Here is a 1,797-nt window from a genome sequence, read left to right as displayed (position 1 = left end):
GGTTTTTCCGCAGTCTCAGGCTAATTATTCCAGCCCTGCACAGCTCCCTCGCCACGGGGTTGCATTCCACGCTAATGTCTCGCCAACCGCCCTCCCTCCAAGGAACCCGCATGAGCCTATCGTTGCTGAGCCGCTACGCCTTCTTCGCTGGCTGCGTGATCTTCACCCTCGCCAGCCTGCCGTTCCTGCAACACGACTGGCTCTGGCCGATTGCGCTGGTGACTGGGCTGCTGAGCCTGCTGGGGGTGTTCGACCTGCTGCAAAGCCGCCACGCCGTGCGGCGCAACTACCCGATCCTGGGCAACATTCGCTACCTGGTCGAAGGCATCCGCCCGGAGATCCGCCAGTACCTGCTGGAATCCGACAGCGACGCCCTGCCCTTCTCCCGTGCCCAACGCTCGCTGGTGTATTCCCGGGCCAAGAACGAAAGCGCCGATAAACCGTTCGGCACCTTGATCGACGTCTACCAGGCCGGCTTCGAATTCATCGGCCACTCCATGCGCCCGGCGCCATTGAGCGACCCCAGCGGCTTTCGCGTCACGGTCGGCGGCCCGCAATGCACCCAGCCCTATTCGGCCTCGGTATTCAACATCTCGGCCATGAGCTTCGGCTCCCTGAGTGCGAACGCCATCCGGGCGTTGAACCAGGGCGCCAAGCTCGGCAATTTCGCCCATGACACCGGCGAAGGCAGCATCAGCCCCTACCACCGCGAACACGGCGGCGACCTGACCTGGGAATTGGGCAGCGGCTATTTCGGCTGTCGCACCAGCGACGGGCGCTTCGACCCGGAACGCTTCGCTGCCCAGGCCCGGAACCCGCAGGTGCGGATGATCGAAATCAAGATGAGCCAGGGCGCAAAACCCGGCCACGGCGGGATCTTGCCCAAGCACAAGGTCACCCGGGAAATCGCCGAGACCCGTGGCATCCTCATGGGCGAGGATTGCGTATCTCCGTCGCGCCACAGCGCGTTCTCCACGCCGATCGAGTTGATGCAATTCGTCCAGCAATTGCGCGAATTGTCCGGCGGCAAACCGGTGGGCTTCAAGTTCTGCCTGGGCCATCCATGGGAGTTCATGGGCATTGCCAAGGCCATGCTGGAAACCGGGATCCTGCCGGACTTCATCGTCGTCGATGGCAAGGAAGGCGGCACCGGCGCGGCGCCAGTGGAATTCACCGACCACATCGGCGTGCCACTGCGCGAAGGCCTGCTGTTCGTGCACAACACCCTGGTGGGCCTGAACCTGCGCGACAAGATCAAGCTCGGCGCCAGCGGCAAGATTGTCAGCGCCTTCGACATCGCCAGCGTCCTGGCCATCGGCGCCGACTGGGCCAACGCCGCGCGCGGCTTCATGTTCGCCATCGGCTGCATCCAGTCCCAAAGCTGCCACACCAACAAATGCCCCACTGGCGTCGCCACCCAGGACACCCTGCGCCAACGCGCCCTGGTTGTCCCGGACAAGGCGCAGCGGGTCTATAACTTCCACCGCAACACCCTCAAGGCCCTGGCCGAAATGCTCGCCGCCGCCGGCCTCGATCACCCTTCGCAATTGCAGCCCAAGCATCTGGTGCGGCGGATGTCGGCGACCGAGATCAAGCTGTTTTCACAGCTGCATGTGTTCCTGAAACCTGGGGAATTGCTGACCGGTGAAGTGAACGGACAGTTCTATTCGCGGATGTGGCAACTGGCGCGGGCGGACAGTTTTGAGCCGCAGGAAATCGTGGCCGCATAGCTTGTGAACACAGTGCTCTCGTGACGAGGGAGCTTGCTCCCGCTGGGCCAGCAGGCGCTGGAGCTGC

The 1,797-nt window shown here is 63.6% G+C and carries 1 protein-coding gene; it reads left to right on the top strand.

All coding sequences use genetic code 11. The features are described 5' to 3' along the window. Positions 1-110: 110 nt before the first annotated feature. Positions 111-1,730 (top strand): FMN-binding glutamate synthase family protein, encoded by a 1,620-nt coding sequence (locus OC610_RS26850; RefSeq protein WP_264432299.1) that lies wholly within the window; start codon positions 111-113, stop codon positions 1,728-1,730. Positions 1,731-1,797 lie beyond the last annotated feature (67 nt).

This window comes from Pseudomonas agronomica, from assembly GCF_025917275.1.
GTDB classification, from domain to species: domain Bacteria; phylum Pseudomonadota; class Gammaproteobacteria; order Pseudomonadales; family Pseudomonadaceae; genus Aquipseudomonas; species Aquipseudomonas agronomica.
Note: the sequence above shows the minus strand (reverse complement) of the source record. Positions and strands in the feature narration are given on the sequence as shown.

What these genes read in the sequence shown, in the direction of transcription:
- OC610_RS26850 (WP_264432299.1), top strand. Translation starts at nt 111, where the DNA reads ATGAGCCTATCGTTGCTGAGCCGCTACGCCTTCTTCGCTGGCTGCGTG.